At 41.5% G+C, this 13349-nt stretch carries 12 protein-coding genes; all 12 read right to left on the bottom strand.

Translation table 11 applies throughout. From position 1 onward, the window contains the following. Nucleotides 1-44 precede the first annotated feature (44 nt). Nucleotides 45-1334, bottom strand: coding sequence for a peptidoglycan DD-metalloendopeptidase family protein (locus tag MKZ10_RS06370; RefSeq protein ID WP_342510060.1), 1290 nt, complete (start codon nt 1332-1334; stop codon nt 45-47). A 52-nt stretch (nt 1335-1386) separates the two neighbouring features. Beyond that, nucleotides 1387-2271 (bottom strand): permease-like cell division protein FtsX, encoded by an 885-nt coding sequence (ftsX, locus tag MKZ10_RS06365; protein ID WP_342508918.1) that lies wholly within the window; start codon nt 2269-2271, stop codon nt 1387-1389. Further along, a complete protein-coding gene (gene ftsE, locus MKZ10_RS06360; protein ID WP_342508916.1) occupies nt 2261-2947 on the bottom strand; it encodes a cell division ATP-binding protein FtsE in 687 nt (228 codons plus the stop codon). Before ftsE ends, ftsX begins: the two co-directional genes overlap by 11 nt. A gap of 370 nt (nt 2948-3317) precedes the next feature. Beyond that, on the bottom strand, nt 3318-3647 hold the full coding sequence (gene cccB, locus MKZ10_RS06355; protein WP_342508914.1) for a cytochrome c551: 330 nt from the start codon (nt 3645-3647) through the stop codon (nt 3318-3320). Between the two features lie 412 nt (nt 3648-4059). Then, nucleotides 4060-5161 (bottom strand): peptide chain release factor 2 gene (gene prfB, locus MKZ10_RS06350; RefSeq protein ID WP_212391128.1). Its coding sequence is split into 2 segments (ribosomal slippage): nt 4060-5088 and nt 5090-5161, totalling 1101 coding nucleotides; the frame shifts between segments, so codons are not numbered across the junction. Between the two features lie 36 nt (nt 5162-5197). Beyond that, on the bottom strand, nt 5198-7705 hold the full coding sequence (gene secA, locus MKZ10_RS06345; protein ID WP_342508911.1) for a preprotein translocase subunit SecA: 2508 nt from the start codon (nt 7703-7705) through the stop codon (nt 5198-5200). 270 nt (nt 7706-7975) lie between these two features. Then, entirely contained in the window at nt 7976-8542 is a 567-nt protein-coding gene (raiA, locus tag MKZ10_RS06340; protein WP_342508909.1) for a ribosome-associated translation inhibitor RaiA, read from the bottom strand. Between the two features lie 255 nt (nt 8543-8797). Further along, nucleotides 8798-10426, bottom strand: a complete 1629-nt coding sequence (locus MKZ10_RS06335) for a methyl-accepting chemotaxis protein (RefSeq protein ID WP_342508907.1) — start codon at nt 10424-10426, stop codon at nt 8798-8800. Between the two features lie 182 nt (nt 10427-10608). After that, nucleotides 10609-10965 carry a hypothetical protein gene (locus tag MKZ10_RS06330; RefSeq protein ID WP_342508904.1) on the bottom strand — a complete coding sequence of 119 codons (357 nt, stop codon included), beginning with the start codon at nt 10963-10965 and terminating at the stop codon, nt 10609-10611. Next, complete coding sequence (gene fliS / locus MKZ10_RS06325) at nt 10962-11363, bottom strand: flagellar export chaperone FliS (protein ID WP_342508902.1); 402 nt, start codon at nt 11361-11363, stop codon at nt 10962-10964. The genes MKZ10_RS06330 and fliS overlap by 4 nt, the downstream gene beginning before the upstream one ends. Before the next feature lie 33 nt (nt 11364-11396). Continuing rightward, nucleotides 11397-12851, bottom strand: coding sequence for a flagellar filament capping protein FliD (gene fliD, locus MKZ10_RS06320; protein WP_342508900.1), 1455 nt, complete (start codon nt 12849-12851; stop codon nt 11397-11399). A gap of 19 nt (nt 12852-12870) precedes the next feature. Next, entirely contained in the window at nt 12871-13242 is a 372-nt protein-coding gene (flaG, locus tag MKZ10_RS06315) for a flagellar protein FlaG (protein WP_342508898.1), read from the bottom strand. Between the last annotated feature and the right edge of the window lie 107 nt (nt 13243-13349).

Genomic DNA, 13349 nt, shown 5'->3' with positions numbered 1-13349 from the left:
CCTATCAAACTACTCAATTCCGCTGAGGAGTTTGCTGAATTTAGTTAAAACGATACATATCGTAGTGGATTGACTGCACTTGGACCACTTGCTGTCCAGTTGCCAACATGGATTTCAAAATGCAAGTGAGGACCTGTTGAACGCCCCGTATTTCCCATTGCAGCGATATATTGTCCTTTATCAACTTGCGTACCAACACTCACTCCGATAGAAGATAAATGTGCATAAACAGTTGTAAACGTCTGACCTTCAAGATAATGCGTCACCATCACTAGATTCCCATATGTGCCTAACGAACCGGCATATGAAACAATTCCATCTGCGGCAGACACGATTGGTGTTCCAACCGAATTGGCAATATCCGCACCACGGTGTTGACGGCTTATCCCTCCAAGCGAACGCCATCCAAATGATGATGTAAACCGTCCATTTGCTGGTCTTGTCCAACTTCCACTTGAAACAGCCGGAATACTTTGACTTGAATTATTTTTAGCCGCTTCTCGTCTTGCGCGCTCTTCAGCAGCTTTCTTTTCCGCTGCTTTGCGTGCAATTTCAGCAATTCTTTTTTGTTCTGCTGCAATTTTCTGCTGGAGTTCTTCCTCTACCTCAACAACTTCATCGAGCACCGTTTCAAGATGATTTTTTTCATCCTTTAACTCAGCCTGCTCAATTTCCAACTGATCTATCAACTTATCTTTATCCTTCTTTTGCGTTAATAAAGATGCCTTCAAGCCTTCAAGTTCCGCCTTATCAACTTCTTGTTGAGCAAGTTTTTGTTCAACAAGCGCCTTCTCATTTTCCAACTGCTCGACGTCTTCTGCTTGTTGCGTCATTATTTTACGATCCGCATCCATCAGTGTATTGACAGCCGAAAAACGGTCGATGAAATCTGCAAAACTATTAGCCCCAAGAAGGACATCTAAATAATTAACTTTTCCACCCTTAACCTGCATTGCACGAACACGTTCCCGTAATACTTCATCACGCTCCTCGATTTTCTTTTCAAGGTCAGCAATGGAGACTTTTAGCTCATCAATTTCAACTGTCGTCTGATTGATTTGTTCGATGACGCGGTTAATATTGGTATTCGTATTGTCAATTTTACTATTTAGCTCACTAATTTGTTTGAGGATTTTATCAATCGTCGATACGTTTGTTTTAATCTCCGCTGATTTTTGCTCAATCCCCTGATTCAATTCATTCTTCTTCTGCTCTGCTTCTTTTTTCTCTTGTTTCAAATCACTCAGCGGGCTCGCTAAAACAGCTGCTCCACCTAACACAGTGGAAAGCAATAGAATGACGATACTATTCGAAATCAACCATTTCGTTCTCATCAACGTCTCTGTTCCCCTTTCACGCACTAATAAAAAATTATACTAGAAGTAATTACACTTTAAGAAACTTACGGACGGACATAAAGCTACCCCATATACCGATAAAAATTCCCATGAATAAAATCAAACCATTCAATTGGAAAATAAACGGTGTCGTATTCAACAATTGGAACAGTTCTCCTTGTAATCTCGGCTCCCAATATTCATATAGATTAAAATAGGAGATAGAAATGATGAGCATCGGTACGATTGCCCCTAAAATACCGAGCCAAACCCCTTCCATTAAAAATGGTACACGAACAAAATTATTCGTCGCTCCCACCAGTTTCATAATTTCAATTTCTCTTCCTCTTGCAACGATTGTAATGCGAATCGTATTCGAAATGAGGAACATCGCTGTGAACAGCAACGCCAAGATGAGCACAAGCCCAACATTACGACTCGCGTTCAAAATACTAAACAACTTTTCAACTTTTCCTTCTCCATACTCAACATCAGATATGTAGTCATATGTACTAATTTTCTTAGCGACGGCGGCAGTTTGCTGGGGATCCTTCGCCTTCACGAACAAAGCATCGCCAAGCGGATTACTTTGTTTATATAAACTCAGTTCATTCCCGAACGATTGAATCAGCTTGTCCAATTCTTCATCCCTCGATGAATAAACAACTTCGAAAACGCCCTCTGTCTCAGTTATCTTTTTCTGTAGCTCCTTCACAGCCGCTTCGTTTGCCGCCGGATCCGCTACCACCTTAATTTCCACATCATTCTCGATGCTTTCCGCCAATTGATTTAAGTTCATCATAATGACGATAAAGACACCGACAAGTAATAATGTAACGGTTACAGCGCTCACCGAAGCAAACGTCATCCAACTGTTACGACGTAGGCTCTTTAAGCTTTCTCGTAAATGTCTTCCTAAAGTTCTAGCCTTCATAGCCGTACTCACCTCCGTATTCATCACGGGTGATAAGTCCGCCTTCCACTACGATGACACGATGCCTAATTGTGTTTACGATTTCCCTATTATGGGTGGCCATGACAATTGTCGTTCCACGAGCATTAATCTGTTCGAAAATCCTCATGATCTCCCATGATGTTTCAGGATCCAAGTTCCCAGTCGGCTCATCTGCAATCACAACTTTAGGGACGTTAACAATTGACCTTGCAATGGAAACGCGCTGTTGTTCTCCACCCGATAACTCATTAGGGAACATTCTTGCTTTTTGCGTCAGTCCCACAAGTCCAAGTACATCATTTACTTTTTTTCTAATTTGTGCTGGCGTTTCCTCAATTACTTCAAGAGCAAATGCCACATTTTCATACACATTTAATTTCGGTAATAATTTAAAGTCTTGGAAAACGACACCAATTTGCCGACGCAAATTAGGCACTCTCTTGTTGCGAATTGTCGAAAGGTTAATGCCATTAATAATGATGTCACCACTCGTAGAAGCCTCTTCACGATACATCATTTTGATGAACGTCGACTTTCCAGCACCACTCGGTCCAACCACATAGACGAACTCGCCTCTGTCAATTTCAATATTAATGCCGTTTGCTGCTACAACCCCATTGGGATACTTTTTGTACACATTTTTCATTACAATCATGTTAAGACCACCTGAAAATAAAATTTCCCTCTTTTTAACCAACAAGCCCATTATAGCATGAATAATCTATGTAAGCATTACAGTTGTGTATCAATTAAGCTCTGCAATAAACCTTTATAACTCTATATGTGAGTACTATTCTCACAGTTAATAACCGTGACCTACAGACTATCTTGTTGTTCTATTCGACCTGAACAGGAAAAATCCTCTATTTCAGTAGTAATCTTATGTAATCATAAAGAATTTTCTGTTTTTTATCGGATTTTCCTAAAGTTACAAGTGAATCTCAATAACCGCGCGGAATTTCGCCAAACTTCTACAAAAAAAACCGCCACAGACAATTTGCCCGTTAGCGGTTTCAGCATTCGATTTATTTTTTCTCTGCAAGCCATTTCGCTACTGCTGTAGCGTCATCACCTTTAATAAGTCCAGGTGGCATACCGCCGCTTGTACCTTTTTCAATGATTGTATGAATTTCTTCTTCAGACATACGTGCGCCGATATCAGCTAGTCCAGGTGTATTACCTTGACCTTCAAGGTTACTACCGTGACATGCGATACAGCTCTTGTTTACGATTGCTTCTGCGTCAGCAGTTGCTGTTTCTCCACCTGTGTCTTTGCTTGTGTCAGCTTTATCGCCACCACATGCTCCAAGGACGAGTACAGCTCCGAACATGACTGCTAGTAGTTTGCTCTTCATTTTCTTCCTCCTTCATTAATTGTTGTATTACATATATAAGTATACCAAAACTATCCGCGGATTGAAAAAACTTCCGCGCTTGAAGAAACCATCTACACCTTGAATTAGCGGAAAACGTATTCATATCAAGGGTTTGTGAATTGTTCCAAATTTGTGAACATGATTATTTATTCTATTACGCAATAGTAAAATGCTCTTTTACGCCTCTATCGCTTACTATACACCTTTAGCGCATTTCTAAACCCTTTAACAAACATTTTTAATCTAAATACATTGAATTAAATAATCCGACAACCCGCTGATTTCCGTTCCGGGCGGACGCTTTCCGCGGGCACGGCTTCAGCTGAAGAATCATTAATTCAACTTATATAAAGAAAAAGCACACCACAAAGTGCACTTTTCCCTTCAACTATTATGAAATGCGTGAACGTAAATATGCATTAATGAATAAATCGATGTCGCCGTCCATCACTGCGCCAACGTTTCCTGTTTCTGCACTCGTCCGGTGATCCTTCACCATGGAATACGGGTGGAAAACGTAAGAACGAATCTGACTGCCCCAACCGATTTCTTTTTGATCGCCTCGAATTTCGAGAAGACGTGCTTCCTCTTCTTCAATACGAATTTGATAAATTTTTGCTTTCAATAAATTCAGCGCACGCTCACGGTTTTTGATCTGTGAACGTTCCGTTTGACACGTCACAATCGCGCCCGTTGGAATATGTGTCATCCGTACAGCAGAATCTGTCGTATTGACGTGCTGACCGCCCGCACCACTTGAACGGTACGTATCGATCTTGACATCTTCCATTTTAATTTCTACATCGACGTCGCCTTCAAACTCCGGCATTACTTCTATAGAAGAAAATGACGTATGACGTCGACCTGATGAATCAAATGGTGATATACGAACAAGACGGTGAACACCTTTTTCTGCTTTCAAATAGCCGTATGCATTATGCCCTTTAATGGACAATGTCACTGACTTCACGCCCGCTTCGTCACCCGCCTGGTAATCAAGTGTCTCGACTTTAAAGCCGCGATGCTCTGCCCAACGCGTATACATACGCAGTAGCATAGATGCCCAGTCCTGAGATTCCGTACCGCCAGCACCCGAATGAAGCTCAAGAACTGCACTATTTTTATCAAATTCATCGCTTAACAGCATTTGTAATTCAAATGCCTCTAGCTTCGTTTTAAATTCCTTCAATTCTGCTCCGAGATCTTCTTGCATTTCTGCATCGAATTCTTCACGCAATAATTCGAGCGTCATTTCTAAGTTTTCCTGCTCGTCAGTCAGCTCTGTGTAATCGCCGACAATGTCCTTTAATGCCTTTGATTCAGAAATTACTTTCTGCGCACTGTCCTGGTCATTCCAGAATTGTGGATCCAGCATAATTTCATCAAACTCTTGAATACGTGCCTCTTTGTTTTCTAAGTCAAAGAGACCCCCTAAAGTCCGCTAATTTCTTAGCTGATTTGTCTAGCTCATTACGTACATCGGATAATTCCATCATTGTTATTCCTCCTGAATTTGGGTTGCCCGGCACTTATGCTCTACCGTGACAGTTTTTATACTTCTTCCCGCTACCGCAAGTACATGGGTCATTTCGTCCGATGTTTACTGCACGACGCACTGGTTTCTTCGTTACTTTTTCGCCATCCTCTTTCGGATTAACAGCTTGAGCTTTGACAACTTCTTCACGCTCAAGATTATTACGGATTTCTGCCTTCATGACGTACTTAGATGCATCCGATTCAATCGACCCCAGCATCTCCTCGAACATCGCAAATCCTTCCGATTGATACTCACGCAACGGATCTGTTTGTCCATAAGCACGTAAATGAATTCCATGACGTAATTGGTCCATCGCGTCGATATGATCCATCCATTTCGAGTCAATGGCACGCAACAAGACGACTTTTTCGAATTCGCGCATACGCTCTTCCGACATTTCCGCCTCTTTCTCATCATAGCGTTCCGTAACCGCCTGTTGAATCAATGCCGTCAGCTCTTCCACTGATTTCCCAGCCATATCAGTCGTTTTCAGACGTTCCTCTTGCAATAAATTCGCTCCAAGGAAATCTTCAAGCCCTTTTAAATTCCAATCTTCTTGCTTCTCTTCAGTTGTATGCAACGCAACAGACTGTTCTACAATATTCACTAACATATTTTCTAACACATCACGAATATTATCCGACTCTAACACTTCATTACGTTCTTTATAGATGATTTCACGCTGCTGACGCAACACATCATCATACTGTAGCAAACGTTTCCGTGCATCGAAGTTATTACCCTCTACCCGTTTTTGTGCAGATTCAACCGAACGTGATACCATTTTCGACTGAATCGGTGTCGTATCGTCCATGCCCAATTTCGTCATCATCGACTTCATTTGATCCGAACCGAAACGGCGCATTAATTCATCCTCAAGTGATAAATAGAATTGCGTCACACCCGGGTCACCTTGACGACCTGAACGACCACGAAGCTGATTATCAATACGGCGTGACTCATGTCGTTCCGTACCAAGAACTGCAAGACCGCCAAGCTCCTGCACGCCTTCACCCAATTTAATATCCGTACCACGTCCAGCCATGTTCGTCGCAATTGTCACAGAGCCTTTTTGCCCGGCTTCCAAAATAATTTCAGCTTCACGACCATGGTTTTTCGCATTCAATACATTATGCTTCACACCAAACTTCGTCAAGTACCTTGAAATGATTTCAGACGTTTCAATCGCAACCGTACCAACTAACACTGGTTGCCCTTTGGCATTGCGTTCTTTAATATCCTCCGCAACAGCCTTATACTTGCCTTCCATTGAGGAATAAATCAAATCCGCCCGGTCATCCCGCGCAATCGGTCGATTTGTAGGAATCGCAATAACATTCATATTGTAAATATTGCGGAATTCCTCTTCTTCCGTTTTCGCAGTACCCGTCATACCAGACAGTTTTTCATACATTCTAAAGAAGTTCTGGAATGTAATCGTCGCAAGCGTCATCGTTTCATTCTGGACTTCAAGACCTTCTTTCGCCTCAATCGCTTGGTGCAGACCATCGCTATAACGACGTCCTTTCATCAAACGCCCTGTGAATGAATCGACAATGACAACTTCGCCTTCCTGCACAACGTAGTCAATGTCATTATGCATACTCGCATGTGCCTTCAAAGATTGGTTGATGGCGTGGTTTAGCGTGACATGCTGCAAATCAAACAGGTTTTCAATGCTAAACGCCTTTTCCGCCTTTTCAATACCATTTTCCGTTAGCACTACACCTTTAGTTGATTCATCATATGAATAATCTTCTTCATTCTTGAGCGTTTTCGTAAACATATTCGCCAAACGATACAACTCAGCCGCCTTCGCAGCTTGCCCAGAAATAATAAGCGGCGTACGCGCTTCGTCAATTAAAATCGAGTCAACCTCATCTATAACTGCATAAAACAGCGGGCGCTGCACTTTATGTTCATTATAAAGCACCATATTATCACGCAAATAATCGAAGCCAAGCTCGTTATTCGTACTGTACGTAATATCCGCACTATACGCTTCACGCTTCTCATCCTTCGATAAACTATTCAAGTTCAAACCGACAGTCATACCAAGAAACTCATACAGCTGGCCCATTTCCACAGCATCACGACTGGCAAGGTATTCGTTCACCGTCACAACATGCGCACCTTTACCTGCAAGCGCGTTTAAGTAAATCGACAGTGTAGACGTCAACGTTTTCCCTTCACCGGTTTTCATCTCAGCAATATTACCTTCATGTAAAGCAGCTGCTCCAACAATTTGTACACGGAATGGATACATGCCAAGTACACGACGAGACGCTTCGCGAACAACTGCAAATGCCTCCACTTGAAGATCATCCAGTGTTTCACCTTTTGTGAAACGCTCCTTAAACTCTTCTGTCTTCGCAGTTAGTTGGTCATCCGTTAGCTGCTCCATTTGCGCAGCAAGCTGTTCAACCTTTTCTGCAATCTTATCGAGACGTTTCAAATCTCGTTTATTCATATCAAACACTTTATTCAATACGCCAAGCATTTAGGTCACATCCTCATTAGGTTCACTCTTCATTTTAACATTGTAAAATGCTAGGTGCAAATGGTCTAGTCCAAACCGTTTAGAAAATTCCGGGTGCCAGACACCAGATGTGATTTTTTTTACGCGCGAGAGGTACAACTTTGTGGGTTGCACTGACTATTCCACCGGTTTCACTGACTCCTTCCCAATTTGCACACGAAGTGAGTAATCTCTCGACAATTCAAAAACCCCCGAGCAACATACACTCGGAGGTTCAACTTATTCACTCATTTAATTTGTTTCGATTAGACCGTACTTACCGTCTTTACGTTTATAAACGATATGTGTGCCGTCAGATTCTGCATCTGTGAAGATGAAGAAATTATGACCCAGCATATTCATTTGTAGGATGGCTTCTTCTTGATCCATCGGCTTTAAGTCGAATTGCTTTGTACGAACGATTGGGAATGCGTTGTCTTCTTCGACAGCTGCATCGCCATTTCTATCGTCGCTTTTGTTAACAGATGCAAAAAATGCAGCAACACCTTCGCGTTCGCGGAACTTACGATTTACTTTTGTTTTATATTTACGAATTTGACGTTCGAGCTTATCGACGATTAAGTCAATGGCTGCGTATAGATCGTTATGGCGTTCTTCAGCGCGAAGTGTCAAGTTCTTCATTGGGATTGTAACTTCTACTTTTGTTTGCTTATCATTGTACACTTTCAAATTCACATTGGCTGTTGCATCTGCACCTTCTGTGAAATACCTTTCGAGTTTTTGAACTTTCTTCTCGACGTGTTCACGAATCGCCGGAGTCACCTCAATATTTTCACCGCGGATGTTGAAGTTTAACATATGAACTCCTCCTTTAATTAACCATATAGTACTCTTCTACATCTTCCCTTTAAAGTCCTTCTGGAAACATTATTTCTTTTTTAATTTTGTCGAATTGTGACGAATTTTCTTCAAACCTCACCCAAATTCATTTCAAAGCGTTTGCGCAATTTAAGTTCCTCCGCAAAAAGCTTTGCACCACCTAGACCACTATCAATAAATTGACACTCATCGCATCACTACACATTTCTTTCAGTATACCAGATGGTCATTTTTTCATCGAATTTCTGCCAGCAATTTTGTACGCCTCATCGTCCCATCTAATGTGGCAACGATTTGTTCATTATCAGCAACGGTTGTATGAATCGTCGCATTGACTTCCTCGAGTGATGCACTTGATTCGGTCAACAAATCGGCAAATGTCCCTGTCATACGTCCGATATCCGTCGTCTCCCGTGTGATTGACGCCATTTTCTCATCGAACATCCCAAATTTCTGATGAAGCTCATTCAATGTATGGTGCATGAGACCAATTTTCGCTTCCGCATCCACCGTCAATGCCGTCTGCGTCACAAGTCTTCCTGTACTGCTCGTCAAATTGTTGCGTGAGCGTTCGTTCATTGTATTGACATCGGCTAAATTGCCGTTAATTTCCGTAAGCGTAACAGCCGTTAGTCCCGCCAGCTTACGAATTTCATCGGCTACCACTGCAAAGCCTTTACCATTTTCACCTGCCCGTGCCGCCTCAATCGACGCATTCAATGCCAAAAGATTCGTCTGCTCAGTAATCGTCGCAATCGACTTTGCAAGTGTATTCGTCTTGTCGATGTTTTCCGTTAGCGCCTCGAACGAGCCGTTCAGATCGTCAAGCAATGACTGCACTTCTTGCATCCCACCTCGCAAATTTTGCATCAAATCTACAATTTCACTAGACTCCAAGCGCAAATTTGCTGTATCCTCATTCATCGTCCGTGTTTCCTTATGCATGTCGCTCACATCACTTTGCGTCCGCTCCGTATTGTCAGCAATTTTCGCAATTTGTACCGTTTCCTGCTCAACTGTTGCTGCAACACTATTCATAATGTCTAGCAACTCCTTCTGCGCTGTCAAATGGCGTGTAGCCGTCTCCCCAATCGCCGTCAAATCATCCGCCACTTGCTCCACATTTGCATTAAGTGCGCGATGCTTATCCGATTGCTCTTGCGCATGATTTGCCTGCTTAGCTGTAAATAAATTCACTTGCTCCTCCAGCTTTTTCGTCTGCTTGATTTGAATGAAAAGCCCTACTGCCATTAAAATGAGAACGAGTGCCAAACTGCCCTTACTATCTGCAATCTGATCCTGAAAAGGATAATTCACAATGAATACTCCCAAAACGGCAAGCGATAACGCAAACCCATACGTCATAATCCTCATCGACAAATGCACACTCGCAATCCCGGCAATGAAAAAAGCAATTCCCGCTGTCGCAATCGAAGGCTCTCCAACAACTCCATTTAAGAGCGCTGCAAAGGCTGTCACACCAAGAACAACCCAGGGAAACCATCGTTCCACAACTGTCACCTTTTTTGCTAGTCCATAAAATAACAGCGTGATGACAACCGGTATGGCCATGCTAACCGTTTTCAACATTCCTAGACCCGTTACGATATAAAAGAGTAGACCAACGAAACTCGAACCACCGAGCGTTATAAATAGAATAAAGTTCTTGTTCGCAAATTCCTTCTGCCGCATTGTCTCTACATGATTCATTTTTTCATCCCCCATGAAGATTTTTTCTATAGTGCTCAACAACTTATTCGAATTAACTGACAACCGAAGTTGTAAAAAAATCGCCCAAGGATCAGGACGATTCCATATCACTTCTTCATATGTTTCATTCTGCTTTAATCGTTTTATATCCATTCATAAACGTTCCGTAAACAGCCATTATTCTTGAACAGTCTGAATAAATCACTATGTAAAATGTATCATGAATGAATCACCATTCACATAGGAGGAACTAACTAATTATTCATTATACTTTTAACCGCCATAAACAATGTAAAAAACCCTAGTAGAGAAAGAAATCCTCTACCAAGGTCTGATTATTGTTTCGTATCGTAAAACGTACCATCACGTGCTACATTGCTGTAGGGATTGATGTAGTTTTTCATATGGTCTTTTTTTGATTGACTTTCGGAAATATCCACACGGATTTGTTTGGTGAACAAGGCTAGTTTTTTCTGAACATCTGCCTCCATTGCGACAAGCTCCTTGCCGAACGATTCTTCTTCAGAAGTAAACGGTGCAACAATTTGCGCTTGTAGCTTGTCCCGATCATCTAAAAATCCTTCAATGCTCAAAATCATAGCATCTCGCTGTTCTTCAGAAATCTCACCTGCCGCCAATGCCAACAATTTCTCCGTCACGTCACGCCAAGCGACCATCGCTGGCCGAATCATATCTCATCCACATTCGCATACTGCTTCTGCCGGTTAATCTGAATAACCTGCTTCCACGTATCGCGAAATTCCATAATGATAGAGGAAGCTTCGTCGAAAAGAGCACTATCATTTTTAATATTGCCGTCAATGAGACGACTGTTAGCAAATTCATAGAGAATGAGCATGTTTTTAGAAACCGGATAGGACATATCAAGCGTTAGCATCAGCTCAGAAACGATTGCCCGCGCCTTTTTAATAGACTTGTTCTTTCCTTCCATATTGCCATCATGCAGTTCCCTTTTTGCTTGTTCAATAAATTTCAAACAGCCATTATACAACATGAGTGTTAGCTCACCGGGCGTAGATGTATTAACTGAGTTATTCTGGTACGTTGCATATGGATTATTTGCAGCCATTTTATGTCTCCTTTTGTACTATACTTACTACTATTATACACCGCCGAGTGTACTTTGCAGTTGTGCAGACTGTGCGTTTGCACGATTGATCGCCATTTCCATCGCAGTGAATTGTTTCCAAAGTCGATCTTCAACCGTTTTCATGCGTTTTTCAAAACGTTCAATTTGTTCATTCATGCTCTTCATTGTATTGCCTAAAGTAAATGTATCGTTTCCTGCTCCAACACTACCAGCTAATTTAGCAATCGCTGACTGTCCTTCATCAACAGCCTTACGGAATGTCGTAGCAAGCCCAGTTTCTGCTTTTGTGAACAGTTCAGATACTTTGCTTGGATTTTCTGCAATCATTTCACGAAGTTTTGTCTCATCAATAATCAGTTTCCCATTATCCTTGTAATTCGTAGACGTTGTAATACCAAGATCGCTGAGACGTATTTTTTCTCCATCCGAACCTATGACATTATCATTCAACGCTTGGCGCATTTTCATTAACATACTTGAAATCGTCGGGTCGTTGCGAAGTGTTCCACTTAATGCTTTTTCTTCCCAAAGCTTAATTTCATTTTCCTTCATTTCTTTCTTTTGTTCAGCAGTAAGTGGCGGAAAATCACGATATTTAGGTTCGCGAATCTTCGCATTTAATTCTTCAATCATTTTATTATAATCATTGACAAATCCAATGACTGCATTAGCTACTGTATCAGTATCTGGAGTTGAACTGAAGGTTACAGCAGTACCAGGTACAGCCGGTGTTCCCGTAGCTTGTTTTAACGTAATTTCAAAACCATTGATTTCAAATGAATTGGTAGAACGCTCTGTTTGAAGGCCGTTAAATGTAAACATTGCATTTTGACCCGCTTTGCCTGTTCCGTCAAATTCTGTTCCTGCAAGTCCTGTCACATTAATTGTACCAGCTCCACTATTTTTAGCTGTAAATGCAAATTTACCACTAAACGAATCATAAAACGCATTGACATCTGTATTTTTACTTATTTTAGTCATCAATGAATCGATGGTATCCGTCGCCGGATTGATTGTTACTTTCTTATCCTCCATAACACCTTTTGCATTGGGTGCCTGAATGATAATTTCAGTTCCATTAATCCCTAGACTTGACAAAGTTTCATTTCCACTTTTACCTTTAGTTGCTTCACTGCCCGTACTTTGCCATGTAGCTTGCGCAGCTAACTGCTCAATTGAAATTGTTCCTGTAAAATCGGCTATTGAACTTGTACTTTTAATGCTTACTGCGTCCGGATTAGAAATCGTAATATTTTTCGCCATAAAAGACTTTTCAAGTAGTAATGTATCTCCAACTTTATTGCTTGCTGCTGTCAAATCACGGTTTACGCTACGATAAGCATCCAATTGCATTTCTAAATAGGATTTCTTTTGTGTTATTTTTTCGAGCGGTATCCGATTTGCTTTCATTAAATCCCTAATAATTGAGTCTGTATCAATCCCTGATGCTAATCCACCAATTCTCATAATCCTTCACACCTTCTACTTATATTTTTCGATCTACGAGTAAACCTACAAACTCACGCATTGCCGCATGGATGTCCATCAATTTTTTTGATGGAATTTCTCGAATGACTTCATCTGTTTTCGAATCGATAATCGTTACATAATATTCATTGAGTCCCTCATGAAACTTAAAACGAAGCTGTGTGTTCGCGCTTCCTAAAAACGTGTTCATGCTGTCCGTCATCTGTTTTGCTTTTTCCGCCGGGAATTGTTGTTCTTGATCAGCTTGCGGCTGTGTTTGCTCAGCAACTGGTTGTGTTTGCGCTACCATAACTTCCATGTCCGGAGCTGCTTTTTCAACTGAAACCCTTGCTTGCCGTGTCACCGTTCCACCATCCATACGACTTACCATTCCTCAAACCTCCCTGTTCTCGAGAACTTACTTATAATTTATATCGGCAACCATAAAAGGAAGTTGAGTAAATTGGGAATAAAAAGTATTGAAACGCTTATGAATTC

This window comes from Sporosarcina sp. FSL K6-2383 (genome assembly GCF_038618305.1).
Taxonomy (GTDB): domain Bacteria; phylum Bacillota; class Bacilli; order Bacillales_A; family Planococcaceae; genus Sporosarcina.
The sequence above is the reverse complement of the archived record's forward strand: the minus strand, read 5'-3'. Positions and strand labels throughout refer to the sequence as shown.